Source organism: Stenotrophomonas maltophilia group sp. RY12688 (assembly GCF_052149045.1).
Lineage (GTDB): Bacteria > Pseudomonadota > Gammaproteobacteria > Xanthomonadales > Xanthomonadaceae > Stenotrophomonas > Stenotrophomonas sepilia.
In genome coordinates, this window is record NZ_CP197389.1 from 1,178,600 (window position 1) to 1,197,414 (window position 18,815).

Here is an 18,815-nt window from a genome sequence, read left to right on the forward strand (position 1 = left end):
AACTGCTCTGGTGGGTGCGAACCTTGGTTCGCACGCTTTTTGTCATGCGCGGATGGCCGGCCCGCCCATGACCTTTGGCCATGGGGCAGGGCACTTTACAGGCCTAGCATCGGAGGATTCTCCGCTGTTGGATGCTGCCCGATGAAGACCCGAGCCCTGGTGATGTCCGTGCTGTTCGCGCTGGCTGCTTCGCCTGCACTGGCGCAGACCTCGCCGCCTGCCGACGCCGCGGCTCCCGGCCTGCTGCGCATCGATGTGGATGCGCGCGATCTCGCTCGCCGCATCTTCAAGGTGACCGCCACCGTACCGGTCAAACCCGGTCCGATGACCCTGCTGTACCCGCAGTGGATTCCCGGCAACCATTCGCCCACCGGCCCGATCGACAAGCTGGCCGGCCTGCGCGTGACCGCCAACGGCAAGCCGTTGGCCTGGCAGCGCGACCAGTACAACGTCTATGCGTTCAAGGTAGACGTGCCCGAGGGCGTCAGCGAGATCGTCGCCCACTTCGACTTCCTGTCCTCGCAGGGCGGCAGCCAAGGCCGGGTGGTGATGACCCCGGAGATGCTCAACCTGCAGTGGAATGCCAACTCGCTGTATCCGGCCGGCGTCGATACACGCGACCTGCAGGCGCAGGCCAGCGTGATCCTACCCAAGGGCTGGTCGTTTGCCACTGCGCTGGAAACCGCGCGCCGCGACGGCGATACCGTGGTGTTCAAGCCGATCTCCTATGACCACCTGGTCGATTCGCCGTTGTTTGCCGGCGAGCACTACCAGCGCATCGATCTCGATCCGGGCGCGAAAGTGCCGGTCCACCTCAATGTGTTTGCCGACGAGGCCAAGTCGCTGAAGCCGAGCGAGGCACAGATCACCCTGCACCGCGCACTGGTGCGGCAGGCCGACAAGCTCTACGGTGCGCGCCACTACAACCACTATGAATTCCTGCTGGCGTTGACCGACCGTCTTGGTGGCATCGGCCTGGAGCATCACCGTTCCAGCGAGAACAGTGCCGACCCGGGTTACTTCACCGAGTGGGACGACAACGCCTGGATGCGCGATCTGCTACCGCACGAGTACACCCATTCCTGGAACGGCAAGTACCGGCGTGGCGCTGACCTGACCACCGCCAACTTCAACACGCCGATGGGCGACAGCCTGCTGTGGGTCTACGAAGGCCAGACCCAGTTCTGGGGACAGGTGCTGGCGGCACGCTCGGGGCTGTGGTCGACGGCGCAGGCGCGCGACATGCTGGCCAATGTGGCCGCGACCTATGATCGCGGCCGCCCGGGCCTGGCCTGGCGCCCGTTGCAGGACACCACCAACGACCCGACCATCGCCCAGCGCCGGACGTTGCCGTACCGCAACTACCAGATGAGCGAAGACTATTACTCCGGTGGCCAGATGCTGTGGCTGGAAGTGGAGGGCAAGCTGCGCGAACTGAGCGGCAACCGCCGCAGCCTGGATGACTTCGCGCGCGCCTTCTTCGGGGTTGGCAACGGTGACTGGGACGTCAACCCCTACACCTTCGACGACGTGGTGGCGACCTTGAACGGCATCGTGCCGTACGACTGGACGACGTTCCTGCGCGGGCGCCTGGACGGCCACGGTTCGTTGACCGGGGGGCTGGAACTGGCGGGCTGGAAGCTGGTCTACCGCGATACCCCGAACGACGCCTACAAGGCGCAGGAAAAGCGTGCCAAGGCCGCACTGCTGGCCTATTCGCTGGGCGCGACCGTGCTCGACAGCGGCGTGGTCGGCGACGTGATCTGGGACAGCCCGGCGTTCAACGCCGGTCTTGCACCCGGCATGAAGGTGATTGCGGTTGGCGGGCGCGAGTACAGCAGCCAGCGCTTGAAGGATGCGGTGGCGACGGCGGCCAAGGACAAGGCGCCGATCGTCCTGCTGGTGAAGCAGTTCGACCGCATCGAGACGATGAACATCGACTACCACGGTGGCCTGCAGTATCCGGTGCTGGAGCGTATCGCCGGCAAGCCTGACCGCCTGGCGGACCTGTGGAAGGCGCGATGAAACCGCGCGCCCGCGATGGCGTGATCCTGTTGATGGCGATCCTCGCCATCGTCGGCGCGTTCTTTCACGGTGACGGGCGCTGGCTGCATTGGCTGGCGAAGCCGGCGACCACGCTGCTGATCGCTGCCATCGCCTGGCGGGTGCGTGATCCTGCGCAGCCGTCCTACCGGCGCGCGGTGCTGGCCGGCATGCTGCTGTCGTGCCTGGGTGACATCGCGCTGATGTTGCCGATGGACGCGTTCGTACCGGGGCTGGTGGCGTTCCTGCTGGCGCACCTCTGCTACATCGTCGCCTTCCGTGAGGGCCTGCGTGCCGGGCGTGGCCTGCTCGCCGCCAGCATCCTGCTCGGTGCGTTCGCTGTACTCAATGTGCTTGGGTTGTGGCCGCACCTGCCTGCACCGATGCGTACGCCGGTGCTGGCGTACGTGGTGGTGCTGGCCTCGATGGCGGTGTTGGCCTTGGCACGGCAATGGCGCAGCCCGCAGCCTGCCGTGGAAGCCCGAAGTGCGCCCTGGGCTGCCGTCGGTGCGCTGCTGTTCGTGGCCAGCGATTCGCTGCTGGCCTGGGACCGCTTCGCCGGCGGCCTGCCACTGGCCAGCCTGCTGGTGCTGTCCACCTATTACGGCGCGCAGTACGCCATCGCCCGTTCGGTGAAATAGAAAAAGGGGACGGAGGGGATTAACTCGCAGACCGCACCAAGGCACATGCGACTTAATCCCCTCCGTCCCCTTTTTGCGTTGACTATCGTCGGTTCGCGTGGCCGGAACGACCCTGTGCGTCGAACGAGAGTCGTGCGGACTGGCGATCGCCGGCGACCTCGTCCGGCAGCCACACCAGCCTGCCGCCCTTGCGCACGATCACATAGACGTGGCCGACGTCACCCGGCGTGCCCATCAGCGCGTTCCGCTGTGCCTGCAGCGCCTGGGCCACGCGTGGCACCGCCTCGAAATCGATGTTGGCCAGCGCCGTGCTGCTGCGGCGCAGGGTAATGGTGGGCGCGAAGCGCTGCGGATCGACCGGCCCGCCCTTGCGCCACTGGCCGCGCTCGAAGTGGTAGCTGTCCACGTGCGTGGGTTGCTGCGGATCGACCAGGTCCAGATTGATGCGGCCGTCATCGTAGAAGTGGATGCTGTGGAACACCATCAACCGGTGCCCGGCCAGGGCTGGCATCTGTTCCAGTGCCTGGCGGGCGGCCAGCAGGTAGTCCGCATCGAACAAGCGGTTGCTGCGTTCGGGCACCGGCATCGACCGCGGTTCGGGAATCGGTGCGGCCGAAGCAGGCCTCTCGCGCGGTGGGGGCGTGGTGATCGGCGTGGTTGCGCGGTCATCCTGCACCGCATGGCCCATAGTTTCGGCAAGGGTCTGCAGTGCCCCGCCGGCAACGGCGACGCCGGCCAGCAACAGCAGCACCATCGAAAATACCAGTCGCGTCGAGGGTGGCTGCTTCATATACCCTCCAGGCGCACGCTGCCGCGATCTTCCGGGTCGTACAGCAGCGTGACCTGCTCGCGTGGAAGGTTGGCCAGCTCGATCAACGGGATGAAGCGGCGCACGCTCGCCTGCTGTATGCCACCTTCGCGGTCGGTGTACTCCAGCTGGAACTCCACCTGCGGCTGCTCGTTGAGGTAGGTGCCGGTCTGGCGCAGCTTCAGCACCTTCGCATCCACGCCGATGCCGCGGTACTTCAGCGCGTCTCCGCGTGCATCGGCCTGCAGCAGGCGCCCCAGGACGCGCAGGCCCAGGGCGTAGCCGCACAACACCAGCGGGCACACCAGCAGTGGGTGGCCGAAGGACATGAACGTCCAGCCCAGGCCCTCGCTCTGCAGCCGATAGGCGAGAACGTAGGCGCTGGCAACCACGACGATGCCGATGACCGCGCCGGCGCCGCGGCGCCAGAGGCTGGCGACATCAAGTTCGGGCTGGGCGCCCTCCAGCACCACATTGGGGAACGCACCCGGCGTCCGGCTCAGGCGAACCTCGATGCGCTGGCCGGCCACGAAACGCTGCAGCTGCGGTTTGCTGTCCACCACCAGCATCTGTTCATTGATCGGCGTGCCGGACAGGTTCTGGAAGCCAAGCTTCAGTCTCCACTGCGCGAAGCCGCGCACGTGCACGCCGGTCTGCTCGGCCTGTTCGATCAACGCATCACGCGGCTCACCGTCGGCCAGGATGGTGCGCACCCGATGCAGCGCGCGCGGCGGGCCCAGCAGCAGGTAGTGCAGGAAGGCGAGCAGCAACGCGAGCCACAGGGCCAGCGACAGGGCGAGCAGCAGCAGGGCCAGCCATGGCGCGCTGCGGTCGGCCAGTGGCACCGGCCACGACGTGCCGAAGTAGAGGATGCAGGGGAAGGGCAACGCGAAGAACAGCAGGAACGCGCCCCAGAACCAGAGATAGGCCTTCATGGGGTGGTGGGGGACCGATGGAACAGGGCGCGTAGGGTACTACGCTCAGCGGATCTGCAGGGTCAGCAGGAAGTAGCGGCCAAGTGGATCGTCCAGCCCCGGCATCTGGCCGCCATTGCCGACCAGGTAGTTCACCGGTTGCGTGTCGAGCACGTTGTGCACGTCCAGCGCGGCGACCACGCGCGGCCCCAGCCGCCTTGCCAGGTGCAGGTTCCAGCGCAGCTGCCGCGGATTCATGCAATGGTTCTGCTCGCGCTGTTCCTCCGGGCATTCCGCACCGGGCAGCCAGGCACGCGTGCGCCCTACCTGGTTGCCGCGCAGGGCGATGTCCCAGTTGCTGTTCTGCCACTGCACATTGAGCACGGCGGCCATCGCTGGCGTGACATGGCCACGCAGGTCCACCGTCGCTTCATGGCCACGCTCGCGGCGCAGTTCCTGCTGCTTCAGCGCATCGAGCGAGAACAGCCACTGGCCGGTGCTGCCGGTGTCGATGTGGTACTCCCCGCGCAGAACAAGGTTGCGCGACGTGGTGCGGCCGATGTTGTCGAAGGACAGGCGCAGGTTGTGCAGGTTGCCGTCCTCGTCCAACTCCCACGTGCTTGAATTCCACACTGCGTCGGCCGGTTGCAGGGCCAGGATCTCGTTGCGCAGTTCGACGATGTTGTGGGTCAGCGACAGTGAAAACGCATCGGTCGGTGTCCAGGTCGCACCCAGGGAATGGCTGCGCGACCGCTCCGCTTTCAGCGCATCGTTCTCCACCACGTCCACGGTTACGCTGCAGCGTCCGTTGCCGTTGCTCTGCGCGCAGTTGGGCAGTGCGCTGGAGGCGGGTAGTTCGATCGCGCCGAAATAGCCCGGCGGCCGCCGTTGCTCGAACAGGCTGGGGGCCCGGTAGCCGCGCCCGGTGGCAAGCAGGAATGACCACTGCGGTGTCGGGCTCCAGCGTACGCCCACGCGGGGCGAGAAAGCCTGGTAATCGCCATCGCGGTCCCAGCGTGCTGCCAGGTCCATGCGCAGCGTGCGCGCCAATGGCAGGCCGAGTTCGGCGTAGGCACCGCCACTGCGGCGTGACAGGTGGCGTTGTTCCTGTGGCAGGCCCAGCGCCAGGTCGCCCTGGCTCAGCAGCGCGTCGGGATGCGACGTCCAGCGTTCCTGGCGCAGGTCGATGCCGGTGGCCACTTGTGCAGCACCGCCGGCCAATGGCATCAACTCGCGCTGCATGCCCCACCAGCCCTGCCACTGCTCGGTGCGCCCGCGGTTGCGGATCGACGGGAACAACTGCGCGGCGGTCTCTGCCGGCAACGAGGTGAAGCCGGGCAGGAAATCCATCGTCTCGGCAGCGCGCAGCAGTGGTTGGGCGCGCACGGTGCCGGACGTCGTCAGGGTGACATCGCTGCGCTGTGCGCTGATGCCGGCATCCCAGCTGCGGCGGCCCTGGTCGCGGCCCATGCCGAAGGTGACGTCGGCATCGGTGGCACGTACATGCGGACGCACGTTGCCGGCTTCGCGCAGCACGCTGTTGAAGGTGAACCCATAAAGCCCGATGGCTACGGCGGTCGGGCCGAGGTCGAAGCGTTGCCGGTTGTGGCTGGCCCGCGCCTCGGCGTAGGCGTAGCGACCTTCGCCGCGCTCATGCCGATAGCGCAGGTAGGCCGAGGCGGTGTCCGAGGCCGGTTGCAGCGAACGCGGGCGTGCGCTGTCAAACCAGCAGGCGCCATCGCGCCGTTTCAATGGCCCTTCGCAGCGCTTTGCCGGCCAGTAGCGTCCATCGCGGAACGCGCCGATCAGGTACTGCGAGGTTTCCGCATGCCATTCGCGGCGATCGCCGGCCACGTGGTCGATGCGATGCAGGTCGACGCCAGCGAACCAGCGGTCCCCTCCGTCGCGCACGCCACCGGTGGCCGCCTGCAGGCGATACTGGCCGGCGTCGCCGCGCCCGCTCAGGCCGGTCTGCAGCATGGCTTCAGGGCCATCGGCCTGGTCACGCAGGATGATGTTGACCACGCCGGACATCGCGTCGGCACCATAGATGGCCGACGCACCGCCACGCACCAGTTCGATGCGCTCGACGAAGCTGAGCGGGATGCCCCCCAGGTCGGTGAGCCCGCCCTGTTCCAGCGACACCATCGGATAGCGTGGCAGGCGCCGGCCATTGACCAGGAACAAGGTCGCACGCGGACCCATGCCGTCCAGGCTGGTGGTGGTGGCCGCACCCACCGGCAGGTACTGCGAATCGCCACTGCGCGAGGTGCTCATCGCCGGATGGCCGTTCATGCCCGGCAAGTGCCGCAGCAGGTCGAACAGGCTGCCGTAACCGCTGCGCAGGATGTCATCGCGGTCGATGATGGTCACCGGCAGCGTGGTCTGCACGGAGGTGCGCGGCAGCCGGCTGCCGGTGACATGGATCGGCGCCAGCTCCACCTGCGGTGGCGTCTCGGGCACCCCGCCCGGCGACGGTACCGCGGGCATCGCACGCGTCGCGACCGGCGGGGGCGATGGCGGTGCTGGCCGGGTGCGGCGGACGACGAATCCACCGGCAGGCGTGCGCAGGATGGTCACCGGCATGCCGGCGACCAGTTCCTTCAGGGCCGCGGCCGCATCGCGTTGGCCATGGGTGCCGGCCGTGCGCAGGCCATCCAGTTCACGCGCATCGAACAGCAGGGCGATGCCACTCTGGCGCGCCCATTGCTGCAGGGCCGGTGCGAGTGGGCCTGAACCCACATGGACCTCCAGGGTGCCGGCCTGTTCGGCTGCATCGGCAGAGGGCAGCGCGGCGATGCTCAGCGCGAAGCAGAACAGGGTGCAGAGCAGCCCCTCCCGCAGCGCGCCCGGTACTGCCTTCACTGCAGGCCTCCTCAGTACGTGCGGCGCAGTTCCAGCGCGCCATCCGGTCGCGTCTGGCCAGCTACCGACCAGCCCAGTTCCAGCGCCGACAGCAGTTCCTGCGCATCGCCGGCACGGAAGGTGCCACTCACGGCCAGGCTGGCGATCTCGGGATCGGCGATCACCAGCGGCGTGCGACCGTAGCGGTTCATGCGCTCGACCACGATCGACAGCGGCGTGGCATCGAACACCAGCTGTCCCTGCAGCCAGCCTTCGGCAGCGGCATTGGACGACAGCGCCGGGCCGGGCTGGAAGCGGCCCGATGGCAGCACCTGCAGCTGCTGGCCGGGTGCCAGGGTGTGCTGCGTCCCCCCATTGCTGACTTCCACCGCACCTTCCAGCAGTGCGACTTCGACCAGGCCGTCGTTCAGGCGCTCCACCTGGAAGGTGGTGCCGATGTCGCGGATGGTGCTGTCGCCGGCGCGCAGCTGCAGCGCCTTGCTCGACGGTGCGACCTGCAGCTGCACGCGGCCCCGTTCCAGCACCAGGTTGCGATGGCGCCAACCGAATCGGGCATGCAGCGTGGTGCCCGCATCCAGCGTGGCCACGCTGCCATCGGCCAGCGTCTGCTGCCGGGGCTGGTGGGAATCGTTGGCATAGCGCAGCGGCGTGGGGTTGCCGTCGATGGCGACCATCCAGCCGATCCCGATGGCCAGGCAGACGCCTGCGGCGGCGGCCACTGCCGGCAGCCAGCGACGCTGTGCCGGCCGTGCCGCACGTGCTGCGGCGGTGCGCAGCCACGGGTCGGCGGCCAGTTCTTCGCCCCGCTGGAACAGGGTCTCGGCCTGGATCCAGGCGCTGACATGGGCCGGGTCCTCGGCCAGCCAGTCCTCGAACCTCTCTCGCTCGCCCGGCGTGCAGTCCGGAGCCTCCAGCCGCGCCACCCAGGCGCTGGCGCGTTCAAACAGCAGGGTGTCTTCCCTGGGGCTGGCGTGACTCATCCGTTGTCCCTGTCGTTGTGCAGCGGATCCGATCCGAGTTCCTGGCGCAGGCCCTGCAGGGCGCGGGCGATATGTTTTTCCACGGTCTTGGCGGTGATTCCACAGTGCCGCGCGATCTGCGTATAGCTCATGCCGGTGATCCGGTTGAGCAGGTACACCTCGCGCGCGCGCTCGGGCAGCTTGAACAGGGCCTGCCGCAGCAGGGACAGCATCTGCCCGGACTCGGCCTGGCGCAATGGATCGGGCGACGTGCTGGAGGGCTCGTCGCCGCCATCGTGTTCGGCAAGGGACAGGTGTGGCCGCGACTGCGACGAGCGGCCACGGTCTGCCAGGCGGTTGCGGGCGATACGATACAGCAGCAACCGCAGCTCGTCGGCACTGTGCGCGCGATAGCGGATCAGCCGCTCCATGCAGTCCTGCGCGATGTCCTCGGCATCCTCCGGCCCAACGCCGCGCGTGCGCAGGAAAGCGCACAACGGCGCGCGTTCTTCCCGTACGAACGCAATGAACGCGTCCGTCGGCACGGACAGGTCCGGCGCGCGATGGATCAGAGGAGAGGGGGTGGACAGGGCTGGCCTCGGGCGTCGGTGGCGGGTGCGTCTTCGAGTTTTACGCGACGATGACCGGATGGGGAAGAGTGTGCATGGCCCCTGATTTCATTGTGAATGCATTCATGTTTCGGCGGCTGGTGCGCTGGGGGAGTTTGCGCCGCCCGGACGTTGAACTCCTGACCCGTGTGTTGCGGGTGGAGAGAGAACGCATGAAACATTCGAAGTTGAGCCTGGCCCTGGCCGGGCTGATGGGCGTCACCGCCATGGCGGCGGTTGATGACGTCATGGCAATGAATTATCACGTGCGGGACGATCGCGTCTTCCTCAGCGGCGGCGTCACCGTTGCTGACGTGGTGGCGCTGCCCGCGCTGCTGGCCAAGGCACAGGCTGAAGGCCGTCCGATCCGCGAAGTCGTGCTGCGCACATCCAATGGTGGCGCGCTGATCGCCGGCGAGTGGCTGCAGGCGGTGATCCGCACCCAGGGCCTGGACACCGTCGTGTCCGGCCACTGCATCTCGTCCTGCTCGATCATGCAGTCCGGTGGCGTCAACCGTTACCTCGGCGGCGATCTGCCACTGGTCGACTCGGTGCAGATCCACGCCGCCAGCAGTGGCGGCAGGATCACCTATGCGCCGTCAGCGCGCATGACCCAGATCTACACAGGCAACTACGGCGGCGGGATGGATGCGGGCCTGTTGCACAAGGCGATGTATGAAGTGGTTCAACCCAATGGCCTGCTGGTATTCCGCGACCCGGCGCGCACCACGGGTACGTCGGTCACCTTCGATCCGGATGGCAGCGGCAGCAAGCTGGAGTCGTTCCCGGGCCAGGACATCCGCGGCAACAACATCATCAACACGGCAGGCTATCGCGATCCGGGCGACACCCTCCGTGTCACCAGCAACGTCAGCGGCGACATCAACCCGGGCTACCTGCGCACCGCGCGCCAGCTGCAGGCCTTCGTCGACGACGATTTCGCGCGCTGGAACACCGACTGGGCCAGCACCTACATCAACGATGCGGTGAGCCTGTACAACGTCTCCACGCGGGGGGCGAACGGTATCGGCGCGCAGTCGTTGCAGCAGCTGCTCGCCGATCCCGACGTCCAGAATGAACTGCGCGGTCAGCTGCGGCTGGCCGATCTGGATGCCTCAACCCTGGCCAGTTCGGCGGGCGTGATCCGTGTCAGCAATGGCGCTACCTGGCGCACCGCCGAAACCACTGGCGCCGATTTCATTCTGGTGGACAACGGCACCATCGCACTGGAGGGTGGTGCGCTGCGCACCCCCGAGCTGCGCGTGATGCCGGGCAGCATCGTGGTCGGCCATGGTGATATCGCATCGGTCGGCACCGACAGCGATGCGCTGCTGGATGGCACCGGCCCGTCCTACCGCGAAGACGGCTTCAACCGACTGCGCGTGTTCGGCACGTTGATGCCGCGTGGTGGTGATCTGGTGACCCACGGCTACGTCAACATCATGCCCGGCGGGCAGGTGCTGTTCGATGTTACCGAAACCGGTGGTACCGGCAGTGGCCGCCTGCGCGTCGGCAGCTTCTACGATGGCGGCTCCGAGGAGGGCGCGCTGGTGATCGCGCAGGGCGCACATCTGGCGCTGAACGTGGCCCAGGGCTTCTATGCCGGCACCTACCGTCGCGACCTGGTGGAAGGACCGATCTACCAGGGGGGCTTCCAGGATGCCGTGCGGCTGGGCGATGCCGGCTACAGCGCCAGCATCACGGCCGGTGAAGTGTTCCGCCCGCGCCACAATTCGCTGCTCAGCTTCAACGTCAACCAGACCGCCGACGGCCTGTGGCTGACCGCCAACCCGGGCTTCGATCAGCTGGGCCTGTTCGCCAACGGCACCTCCGGCGACGGCCTGGGGCGCGCGCTGGCCGCTGCAGCGGACCGCCAGGACAGCGGCCTGAAGTCGTTGCTCGGCGCGCTGCAGTTCAGCGACCGCGATGTGATCGCACAGCAGGCTGGCGCCCTGCGCGGTGATGCGCATGCCAGCCTGCGCCTGGCCGACAATGCACTGATCGGCAGCATCGGCAACGTGGTGCAGCAGCACCAGGCGGCGATGCGCAGTGGCGGCGATGCCGATGGCCTGGCTTCGCAGGCGGCGCAGTCGGTCTCGGCGCAGCCGGGCATGCGCCATGGCAGCCTGTTCAATCAGTTGGCCATGCATCTGGTCGAGCCGGCGGGCGACGGTACTGGCGACAGTAACGTGGCGGGGCGCAGCCATGGCCTGTGGGCGCGCGGTTTCGCCAGCCATGGCCGCATCGACGCCGACGGTGGTGTGGCCGGCCTGAGCCACACTGTCGGCGGCATCGTGATCGGTGCCGATACCCGCGTGGCCGATGACCGCGTGACCCTCGGCGTGAGCGTGGCCGCCGCCGACATGTCGACCAAGGCCAGCGACGGCTCCGGCTTCAGTGGCGACGTACGCGCGCTGGATGTGGGCGGCTACCTGGATGCGACCTATTCGCGGGGCTACCTGTCGGCGGCCGTGCGCTACACCGACCTGCGGCATGACACCCGCCGCAGTGTCGGCGGCATTGATGGGCTGCAGCAGCCTCTGCGCGCGAAGTACAGCAACGATGCCATCTCGGCACGGGTGGAGCATGCGTTCTCCTTCACCACTGGAAAGGGTCTGGTGATCCAGCCGCTGCTGCCGGTGGTGGACTACGCACGGACCTCGGCCACCCGTTTCAATGAAGGGCAGGGCGCCGGTGCGCTGGTGGGCCGCAGCGGCAGCCTGGAGAGCATTCGTGTGGGTGCCGGCCTGCAGCTGTTCAAGACCTTCGAAGGCAACAACGCTGAGCGCATCACCCCGCGTGCCCGCGTGGTCTGGCAGAAGGAACTGGGTGACACCCAGGCCCGCTACAGCACCGGCTTCGCCGCAGCTCCGGACCTGCTGTTCGGTGCCAGCAGCCAGGCCGTGGGCGAGCAGGTGCTGGCTTGGAACGTCGGCGTGACCAGCCGCGCCAGCGAGCGCCTGTCGATCATGGCCGACTACGTGGGTGAGCGCCGGGACGGGCAGATCCAGAACGGCGTGATGCTGGGCCTGGGCTATCGGTTCTAAGCGGTACTCGGCCCCGGCGATATCCGTATCGCCGGGGCCATCCCATCAGGGCAGGTGCTGCGGTATGGTCGGCAGGGAATTCCAGCCAGGCCCGTCCATGCAGATCGCCGTCTTCAGTGCCCGCCCCTACGACCGTCGCTTCCTGGACGAGGCCAATCAGCGCGATACGGCCGGGCAGGGCTTTGCGTTCGTGTACTTCGATGCCGCGCTGGACGTGCATACCGCCGCGCTTGCGCAGGACTGCGCCGCCGTCTGCGTGTTCGTCAACGACCGTCTCGACGCGCCGGTTCTGCACGCGCTGCATGCGTTGGGCGTGCGCGCCGTACTGCTGCGCTGCGCCGGCTTCAACAATGTGGACCTGGCAGCCGCGAAAGCGCTGGACCTGTTCGTCGCACGGGTGCCGGCCTATTCCCCCGAAGCCGTGGCCGAGCACGCGCTGGCGCTGGTGATGACACTCAACCGGCAGACTCATCGCGCCTACAATCGCGTGCGCGAGGGCAACTTCATGCTCGATGGCCTGCTCGGGCGCACCCTGCATGGGCGCACGGTCGGCATCGTCGGCACCGGCAAGATCGGCCTGGCCACCGCGCGTATTTTCAACGGCATGGGCTGCACCGTGCTGGGGCACGACCCGTACCCGTCGCCGGCCTTCGCCGGCGTGGGCGACATGGTTGGGCTGGATGAACTGCTGGCGCGCTCCGATATCGTGTCGCTGCATTGCCCGCTGACACCCGATACCCAGCACCTGATCAACGACGCCTCGCTGGCGCGGATGAAGACCGGCGCGATGCTGGTCAACACGTCACGCGGCGCGCTTGTGGACACCCACGCGGTGATCCGCGCGCTGAAGTTGCGGCGGCTCGGCCACCTGGCCATCGACGTCTACGAGCAGGAAAGCGCGCTGTTCTTCCAGGACCTTTCCGGCGAGATCATCGACGATGAGGCCTTCCAGCGCCTGATGACCTTCCCCAACGTGCTGGTGACCGGCCACCAGGGCTTCTTCACCGTGGAGGCGCTGCAGGAGATCTCGGCAATCACGCTGGGGAACCTGCGGGATTTCGCCGAGGGGCGGGTGTGTGCGAACCGGGTGGAGACATCGCTGAGATGATTGGAAGTCATGAGGGGTGTGCGTTTTCATACCTATCATTGAGGGGCGCAGATGAAACGCTTAGTCACCTTGAAAGTTGAGCTGCTGTTTCCATTGCTGATGGCGGGCGGCTGTGCAGCGGAGGAGTCCCGAGGCGAGAAGGGGTGGGAAGGGCTAGAACGATGCGTGACAACAATCGAGACTTACGTTCAAGAGACGAGGGGATGGAGACGGGAGATGTATCGCATTGCGGAGGAGTCTTCCGGCACCGCAGATATTGGCTTCTCAGTCCAGCACGTCCATGACAGGGTTCTGCTGCCAGAAGGTGGACTGAAGTCATTTCATGTTGATCTCGACCAGCGATGTTCCAAGGTCATCCGTGAAAGCCACTATCAGTAGCTGGTAGCGGCTTGTTGGCCCATGAAGAGGGTAGATGCGCAGCCATTGACCGCATGTTGCTTGTAGTCCTACAATGCCCAGCTAGGCCGGAATAGCTCAGTTGGTAGAGCGGCGCATTCGTAATGCGTAGGTCGCAGGTTCGACTCCTGTTTCCGGCACCAGTTGCATGAAAAGCCCCGGCTCAGGTCGGGGCTTTTGTTTGGGCGTCTAGCAGCGGGATTCCATCAACGGCCTGCCATCACCGCGTCCCGCGCCAGCCACCACGCCAGCTGCCGGAGATAACCACCTGCTGCTCCCGCCGATGCGGCGATCAGCAGGCGTGCGAGCACTCTGGTTCCGCGCGCGGCCCGCTCCCGCACCCAAGGCAGGACCGCCACCACCTGCGCACCCAGCAACAGCATCAGCACGTCCAGCCCCAGCGCATCCACGACCGGCAACAACGGCAGCAGATCCGGATTGCAGGCCAGCACGATCACCAGCGCGGCACCCAGCATGGCCATCAGGCGGCGCCCGGCGGGCAGGGTGGTCCAGTGCAGCAGTCGGCTGATCAGGCGCATGGGATTCCCTGTGTCACGTGTGCGAGTCCTCATCAGTCCCGATCGGTCGCACCGGCTGCCGCAGCACGGTTTTCAACCGCGCTGCGTCGGTCCTGCGCGGGTCGCTCAGGTAGATCTCATGATGGGGGCCGGCAAAGGTGTATCCCAGTGCGGGCATCACTTCGTCATGCAGCTGCGCCAGGACGGGTCCCTCGTCGTCGTAGGCGCCCACGTGCAAGGTCTGCAGGCTGGGGCCCTCGGCAAGGACTTCATGGCGGAGGCTGGGCGGCGCCTCTCCCAGCTTCGCGCGCGCCTTGCTGATCGCGGCCTGCCACTGTGCAGGGCCGATGCCCTCGGGCGTGCGGATCATTACGGTCCAGGCCCACTCATCCTTGCGCCGCGCGAGGAAGCTGGCCGGGTCCTCGGCACTCCACAGCGCCTCCAGCGGTGGCACCACGTAGTCGCGCCCTTCGGCCTTCAGCGCGAACTTCAGTGCATAGCTCACCGAATACAGCCACTGGACGGCCTGCAGGTAGGCGGGGGCCGTGTTCGGGTCGCCGCGACCATCGACCATCACGTAGGGAATGGGCGGTACATCCACGCGTACGAACCTGCCGGCGGGCGGTTGATAGAGCGCCCCGTCGCGCTTCCTGAAGTCGATCTTGTCCACGGGCCTTCCTCCTGCGCCGAGCATCCCACGCCAGGCACCCGCCAGCACGCCTGAACAGGTTCAGGTGACTTTGCCGAACGAGGGCGGACCACCTGCCAGCAGCTGATGCCAGGATGCCGCCCGCAGGCGTCCTGCTGGCCGCGCCCGCGCGGTGCGACAACGTGTCGCAGCCAGAATCGGGCCTTTCCTGCGCTCGATCAATGTCAATGCCTTTCTTAAATGGTGGGTGACGGCCTAAAATTGAAAGGCTGACTCGACCCCACCTCCCTGCCTGTCTTCCGGACCGGTGGGACCGGCTTTGGCCGGAACAGGCAGGGACGGGGAACGGCATTCCCTCGCAATTGGATCGACCGATGATTCCGTTGAAAACCCTTGGGCGCTGGTTGCGCCCGGGCCTGCTGCTGTCGTTGCTGGTGATGCTCACCGGCTGCGATGCCGTGGCCATCCTCAGTCCGAAGGGCCAGATCGGCCAGGATGAGAAGACCCTGCTGATCACGGCCACCGTGCTCATGCTGCTGGTCGTCATCCCGGTCATCATCATGACCCTGACGTTCGCGTGGAAGTATCGCGCCTCCAACACCAAGGCCCGTTACGAGCCGAAGTGGTCCCACTCGACGGCGATCGAGGTGGTGGTGTGGTCCATTCCCTGCATGATCGTGCTGGTGCTGGCGGTCCTGACCTGGCGTTCGTCGCACGCACTGGACCCGTATCGTCCGCTGGATTCGGACGTCAAGCCGGTCACCATCGAGGCGATCTCGCTGGACTGGAAATGGCTGTTCATCTATCCGGAAGAGAAGGTGGCGGTCGTCAACGAAATCAAGTTCCCGGTCAACACCCCGCTGAACTTCAAGATCACGTCCGATTCGGTGATGAATGCCTTCTTCATCCCGCACCTGGGCAGCATGATCTACTCGATGGCTGCGATGGAGACCAAGCTCCACCTGATCGCCAACGAGACCGGTGAATTCCCGGGCATGTCCTCGCACTACAGCGGCGCGGGCTTCGCCAAGATGCACTTCACCGCCTACTCGGTCACCGATGCCGAGTACCGCCAGTGGCTGGACCAGGTCCGCGCCGGCGAGCAGACCCTGGACAAGGCCTCGTTCAAGGCCCTGGGTGAAGCACGCAACGCCGAGTGGTATCCGGTCACTTACTTCGGCAAGACCGAAGAAGGCCTGTTCGACTGGGTCATCGCCAAGCACATGGGCGACAACAAGCATTACGGCATGAAGCACTCGCATGCCGGTGCCGCCGCTGCCGATGCCGCCACCCATGAAGCGCACGAGGGCCACGCCCCGAGTGACGCGCATGATTCCAAGGAATCGGGTGAAAACCTGGATGCCACCGAACACGAACACGCAGGCCATGCCGGCCACGCGGGTTCGGGAGAATGAACATGTTGGGAAAACTCTCTCTTGAGTCGATCCCCCACGATCCGATCGTGCTGACCACCCTGGTCGGCGCGGTTCTTGGTGGCCTGGGCGTCGTCGCCCTGATCACCAAGTTCAAGCTGTGGGGCTATCTGTGGAAGGAGTGGTTCACTTCGGTGGATCACAAGAAGATCGGCGTGATGTACCTCATCGTCGCCTTCGTCATGCTGCTGCGCGGTTTCTCCGACGCCATCATGATGCGTACCCAGCAGGCCATCGCCGTCGGTGGTTCCGAGGGTTACCTGCCGCCGCACCACTACGACCAGATCTTCACCGCCCACGGCGTGATCATGATCTTCTTCGTGGCGATGCCGCTGATCACCGGCCTGATGAACCTGGCCGTGCCGCTGCAGATCGGTGCGCGTGACGTTGCGTTCCCGTTCGTCAACTCGCTCAGCTTCTGGCTGTTCGTGGCGGGCGCGGTGCTGATCATGCTGTCGCTGTGGATCGGTGAGTTCGCTGCCACCGGCTGGCTGGCGTTCCCGCCGTTGTCGGGCATCGAATACAGTCCAAGCGTCGGCATGGACTATTACATCTGGGGTCTACAGGTGGCGGGTTTGGGTACCACGCTCAGTGGTATCAACTTCTTCATCACCATCCTCAAGATGCGCACCCCGAGCATGAAGCTGATGCAGATGCCGGTGTTCACCTGGACCGCCCTGGTGACCAACGTGCTGATCGTGGCCGCGTTCCCGGTGCTGACCATCACCCTGGTGCTGCTGACCCTGGACCGTTACCTGGGTACGCACTTCTTCACCAATGACGGTGGCGGCAACGCCATGCTGTACATCAACCTGATCTGGATCTGGGGTCACCCGGAGGTGTACATCCTGGTCCTGCCGGCGTTCGGTGTGTTCTCCGAAGTCATCGCGACCTTCTCGCGCAAGGCGCTGTTCGGCTACAAGGGCATGGTCTACGCCACCGCCTGCATCGGCGTGCTGTCGTTCATCGTGTGGCTGCACCACTTCTTCACCATGGGTTCGGGTGCCAACGTCAATGCCTTCTTCGGCATCACGACGATGATCATCTCGATCCCGACCGGCGTGAAGATCTTCAACTGGCTGTTCACCATGTTCCGCGGTCGCGTGCACTTCACCACCCCGGTGCTGTGGACCATCGGCTTCATGGTCACCTTCGTCATCGGCGGCATGACCGGCGTGATGCTGGCGATTCCGGCCATCGACTTCGTGCTGCACAACAGCCTGTTCCTGATCGCCCACTTCCACAACGTCATCATCGGCGGCGTGGTGTTCGGCATGTTCGCCGGCATCACCTACTGGTGGCCGAAGATGTTCGGCTTCCGCCTCAATGAGTTCTGGGGCAAGTGCGCGTTCTGGTGCTGGTTCATCGGCTTCTACGTGACCTTCATGCCGATGTACGTGCTGGGCTTCATGGGCATGACCCGTCGCCTGCAGAGCACCGTGAACCCGGCCTACGAGCCGCTGCTGCTGGTTGCCGCCTGCGGCGCGTTCATCGTCGGCGCCGGCATCCTGTGCCAGATCATCCAGGTGGCCGTGTCGATCCGCGACCGCAAGAAGACCGTCGACCTGACCGGCGACCCGTGGGATGCCCGTACGCTGGAGTGGGAAACCTCCTCGCCGCCGGCCTTCTACAACTTCGCGACGCTGCCGGAAGTCACCGAGCTGGACGATTTCTGGGAGCGCAAGCAGCGGGGTGAAGCCTGGCCGAAGCCGGCCAAGTACACCGACATCCACATGCCGCGCAACACCGGCACGGGCGTTGTCATCGGTGCCTTCAGCCTGGTGTTCGGCTTCGCGATGATCTGGCACATCTGGTGGCTGGCCATCGTCGGCTTCGTCGGCATGATCGCCACGTTCATCTACCGCACCTTCGACCAGGACGTGGACTACTGGGTCCCGGCCGCCGAGGTGGAACGCATCGAGAACGAACACCGCAAGCACCTGGAAGCCCAGGGCCTGGTGAAGTCGGAGCTGAAGGCATGAGCACCAATACCTCGACCCTGAGCCACGGGCACGCCGCGCATGCGGCGGCCCATGGCCATGACGACCACGAGCACCACGATACCGGCGGCAACACCGTCTTCGGTTTCTGGGTGTACCTGATGAGCGACTGCCTCATCTTCGCCTCGCTGTTCGCCACCTACGTGGTGCTGGCGGGCGGTACCGATGGTGGTCCCACCGCGAAGGACCTGTTCGAGCTGCCGTTCGTGGCGTGGGAAACCGCGCTGCTGCTGACCTCGTCGCTGACCTTCGGCCTGGGCATGATTGCCATGCACCGCAAGCAGATGGGCCAGATGTACCTGTGGCTGGGCATCACCTGGCTGCTGGGCTTCGGCTTCATGTGCATGGAAGTGTGGGAGTTCCAGCACCTGATCCATCAGGGCTACGGTCCGGACCGCAGTGCCTTCCTGTCGGCGTTCTTCGCCCTGGTCGGTACCCACGGTCTGCACGTCAGCGCCGGCCTGCTGTGGCTGCTGGTGATGTTCGTGCAGCTGAAGAAGTACGGCCTGACCCCGACCAACAAGACCCGCATGGCGTGCCTGAGCCTGTTCTGGCACTTCCTGGACCTGATCTGGATCGGCGTGTTCTCGCGCACCGTCAACGGTGTGGTGATCGCAGTCACCGCGGTGCTGCAGATGCTGGTCCACCTGGTGTTCTTCCTGCACTTGGACCGCTCTTCGGAAAGTCGCTGGAACGTCAACGCTGCGGCCTTCACCGTCGTGGTGATCGGCATCATCGTGATCGGCACCCTGTGGGTCATGCACAACATGAACGTGCACATGATGCACTGACGTCCTCGCGACGTTGCCACACAGAAAGGCCGCCC

At 66.0% G+C, this 18,815-nt stretch carries 15 protein-coding genes and 1 tRNA gene; 9 read left to right on the top strand and 7 right to left on the bottom strand.

Annotation, left to right across the window (positions count from 1 at the left end; genetic code table 11):
• Positions 1-141 precede the first annotated feature (141 nt).
• Both ACS0OT_RS05490 and ACS0OT_RS05495 read left to right on the top strand, forming a co-directional pair.
• Positions 142-2,025: a M61 family metallopeptidase gene (locus ACS0OT_RS05490; protein WP_065185985.1), complete on the top strand. Its 1,884-nt coding sequence runs from the start codon at positions 142-144 to the stop codon at positions 2,023-2,025.
• On the top strand, positions 2,022-2,684 hold the full coding sequence (locus tag ACS0OT_RS05495) for a lysoplasmalogenase (protein ID WP_329888678.1): 663 nt from the start codon (positions 2,022-2,024) through the stop codon (positions 2,682-2,684). The genes ACS0OT_RS05490 and ACS0OT_RS05495 overlap by 4 nt, the downstream gene beginning before the upstream one ends.
• 82 nt (positions 2,685-2,766) lie before the next feature.
• Here ACS0OT_RS05495 and ACS0OT_RS05500 read toward each other — a convergent pair whose 3' ends face one another.
• From ACS0OT_RS05500 to ACS0OT_RS05520, 5 genes are read right to left on the bottom strand one after another with little or no spacing between them, the layout of a single operon-like run.
• The gene (locus ACS0OT_RS05500) at positions 2,767-3,474 is read right to left on the bottom strand and encodes a hypothetical protein (protein ID WP_065178099.1); all 708 of its coding nucleotides are present in this window, start codon (positions 3,472-3,474) and stop codon (positions 2,767-2,769) included.
• Complete coding sequence (locus ACS0OT_RS05505) at positions 3,471-4,427, bottom strand: hypothetical protein (RefSeq protein ID WP_065178098.1); 957 nt, start codon at positions 4,425-4,427, stop codon at positions 3,471-3,473. The genes ACS0OT_RS05500 and ACS0OT_RS05505 overlap by 4 nt, the downstream gene beginning before the upstream one ends.
• 45 nt (positions 4,428-4,472) lie before the next feature.
• The gene (locus ACS0OT_RS05510; protein WP_414604801.1) at positions 4,473-7,271 is read right to left on the bottom strand and encodes a TonB-dependent receptor plug domain-containing protein; all 2,799 of its coding nucleotides are present in this window, start codon (positions 7,269-7,271) and stop codon (positions 4,473-4,475) included.
• Between the two features lie 11 nt (positions 7,272-7,282).
• Positions 7,283-8,251: a FecR family protein gene (locus ACS0OT_RS05515; protein ID WP_065178096.1), complete on the bottom strand. Its 969-nt coding sequence runs from the start codon at positions 8,249-8,251 to the stop codon at positions 7,283-7,285.
• Positions 8,248-8,775: an RNA polymerase sigma factor gene (locus ACS0OT_RS05520; RefSeq protein WP_080352916.1), complete on the bottom strand. Its 528-nt coding sequence runs from the start codon at positions 8,773-8,775 to the stop codon at positions 8,248-8,250. The genes ACS0OT_RS05515 and ACS0OT_RS05520 overlap by 4 nt, the downstream gene beginning before the upstream one ends.
• 236 nt (positions 8,776-9,011) lie before the next feature.
• On the opposite strand from ACS0OT_RS05520, the gene ACS0OT_RS05525 reads away from it, so the two are divergent.
• The 4 genes from ACS0OT_RS05525 (at position 9,012) to ACS0OT_RS05540 (ending at position 13,532) form a co-directional block, all read left to right on the top strand.
• Positions 9,012-11,885, top strand: coding sequence for an autotransporter domain-containing protein (locus tag ACS0OT_RS05525; RefSeq protein ID WP_442256074.1), 2,874 nt, complete (start codon positions 9,012-9,014; stop codon positions 11,883-11,885).
• Positions 11,886-11,982: 97 nt separating this feature from the next.
• Positions 11,983-12,993: a 2-hydroxyacid dehydrogenase gene (locus ACS0OT_RS05530; RefSeq protein ID WP_065196541.1), complete on the top strand. Its 1,011-nt coding sequence runs from the start codon at positions 11,983-11,985 to the stop codon at positions 12,991-12,993.
• A gap of 51 nt (positions 12,994-13,044) precedes the next feature.
• Positions 13,045-13,371 (top strand): hypothetical protein, encoded by a 327-nt coding sequence (locus tag ACS0OT_RS05535; RefSeq protein ID WP_139726831.1) that lies wholly within the window; start codon positions 13,045-13,047, stop codon positions 13,369-13,371.
• Positions 13,372-13,456: 85 nt separating this feature from the next.
• Positions 13,457-13,532: transfer RNA gene (locus ACS0OT_RS05540), tRNA-Thr, on the top strand.
• Positions 13,533-13,595: 63 nt separating this feature from the next.
• On the opposite strand, the gene ACS0OT_RS05545 is transcribed toward ACS0OT_RS05540, so the two are convergent.
• Complete coding sequence (locus ACS0OT_RS05545) at positions 13,596-13,928, bottom strand: hypothetical protein (protein WP_139726832.1); 333 nt, start codon at positions 13,926-13,928, stop codon at positions 13,596-13,598.
• A 13-nt stretch (positions 13,929-13,941) separates the two neighbouring features.
• Positions 13,942-14,577, bottom strand: coding sequence for a GyrI-like domain-containing protein (locus tag ACS0OT_RS05550; RefSeq protein WP_139726833.1), 636 nt, complete (start codon positions 14,575-14,577; stop codon positions 13,942-13,944).
• 353 nt (positions 14,578-14,930) lie between these two features.
• On the opposite strand from ACS0OT_RS05550, the gene cyoA reads away from it, so the two are divergent.
• From cyoA to cyoC, 3 genes are read left to right on the top strand one after another with little or no spacing between them, the layout of a single operon-like run.
• Complete coding sequence (gene cyoA, locus ACS0OT_RS05555; RefSeq protein WP_005415723.1) at positions 14,931-15,971, top strand: ubiquinol oxidase subunit II; 1,041 nt, start codon at positions 14,931-14,933, stop codon at positions 15,969-15,971.
• Between the two features lie 2 nt (positions 15,972-15,973).
• Positions 15,974-17,971 (top strand): cytochrome o ubiquinol oxidase subunit I, encoded by a 1,998-nt coding sequence (cyoB, locus tag ACS0OT_RS05560; protein WP_095377778.1) that lies wholly within the window; start codon positions 15,974-15,976, stop codon positions 17,969-17,971.
• The gene (gene cyoC, locus ACS0OT_RS05565; protein WP_442256075.1) at positions 17,968-18,780 is read left to right on the top strand and encodes a cytochrome o ubiquinol oxidase subunit III; all 813 of its coding nucleotides are present in this window, start codon (positions 17,968-17,970) and stop codon (positions 18,778-18,780) included. The genes cyoB and cyoC overlap by 4 nt, the downstream gene beginning before the upstream one ends.
• Positions 18,781-18,815: the final 35 nt, after the last annotated feature.